We start from the raw sequence: 1428 nt of genomic DNA on the forward strand, positions 1-1428 counted from the left end.
ATGGCTCCACGTCCATATCCAGCGCCGTCCGGTATGGACGTTAAGCCCGTGTCATCCCACTCGGCCGCCGAACCTTGCTGAGATCACCTCACTGCAGCACGCATACCCGTCGTTGTCGTCGCGGCTGACCTCGTCTCCCACGCCGGCATAGTCAGTCAACTGCGGCCCCGCCCCGAGGTGCTGCTCCTCAACGCCACCGAAGCCGACCGCGCTCAGGTCGCCGTGATCGTCGCTGACGGCATCGACGAGGCCACCCTGCGGACTCTACGTGCCCTCCGCGCCCGAGGCGCCTCCACCCTCGTCCTCGTCGTGACCGACGTTGATGACACCGGACTCTTCGCCGCCGCCGAACACGGCATCACCGGAATCATCCGCCGCACCGAGGCCAACGCCGACCGCCTCATCATCGTCATCCGCGCCGCCCACGCCGGCGAAGGCACGATCCCACCTGACCTCCTCGGTCGACTGCTACAGCAAGTCGGAACAGTGCAACGGGAAGTCCTTGGACCACGCGGGCTTACCTTCACAGGGCTCACCGACCGAGAGGTCGAAGTGCTACGGCTCGTCGCCGACGGCTACGACACCGCCCAGATCGCCGCCAAGCTCTGCTACTCCCAGCGGACCATCAAGAACACGCTGCACAACGTGATGAACCGGCTGCATCTGCGCAACCGTTGTCACGCCGTGGCATACGCACTGCGCAACGGCCTCATTTGAACATAGCGGTGCCTGCGCGTGATGCCGGCCTTCGCAGGTGAATCGAAGACGATTAACCGCCACATGAAGCCGTGGCTGAACACTTCGGCGAGTGCCCTCAGCGGCCCGAGCCGGCTATCGTTGACTGGGGTGCCGTGTCGGCCTGCGTCCACAGGTCTCGTATTGGGGTCCACGAGAATGCCAGGTCATTCCAGTAGCAGGTGAAGACTCCTGCGAACGGCTTTGCCGGGTCGCTCCACCAGATCGCGGCCACGATGCTTCCAGCTCGATCCCCCGTAGCAATTCGATAGGCGTACTCGATGTACTGGACCTCTCGGCCGGCGGCGGTCTGCTGCGTCGGAGCCGTCGCACCTGGCGCCAGGTGCGGAGTGATCATTGCTTGGGTGCGGTATCGAGCGTGGGCAGCATCCCTGTCGGCGAGACTGCGGTAAGTGATCCAGTAGCTGGTGACGATGCCGCCTGTGCAGCGTGTGCGAGTTGTTTCGCCGTTGCCGCGCTGGGCCGTGCTGATGGCGTCGGTCGAGCATCCACCGATGCCGAGCCATGGGCTGGCGAAGTCGGCGAGTTCGGACGTCGGCAGGCGGATGCGGTTAACGGCTGCCTGACGTTGGGAGAACAATGACGTGATCTCAACAAGAATTCGGTAGGTATCGGTGTTCGTAGTGGGTGAGGTGGAGGGCGGCACGGACGATGTCGCCGAGGCTGCGTGGG

At 64.4% G+C, this 1428-nt stretch carries 2 protein-coding genes; one reads left to right on the plus strand and one right to left on the minus strand.

Annotation, left to right across the window (positions count from 1 at the left end; all coding sequences use genetic code 11):
* Positions 1-177: 177 nt before the first annotated feature.
* On the plus strand, positions 178-717 hold the full coding sequence (locus GA0070558_RS32590) for a helix-turn-helix transcriptional regulator (RefSeq protein WP_256092275.1): 540 nt from the start codon (positions 178-180) through the stop codon (positions 715-717).
* 97 nt (positions 718-814) lie between these two features.
* On the opposite strand, the gene GA0070558_RS32595 is transcribed toward GA0070558_RS32590, so the two are convergent.
* Positions 815-1428: hypothetical protein (locus GA0070558_RS32595; protein WP_369523406.1), on the minus strand; the 614-nt coding region annotated here is incomplete at its 5' end.

The sequence above is a fragment of the Micromonospora haikouensis genome, from assembly GCF_900091595.1.
Lineage (GTDB): Bacteria > Actinomycetota > Actinomycetes > Mycobacteriales > Micromonosporaceae > Micromonospora > Micromonospora haikouensis.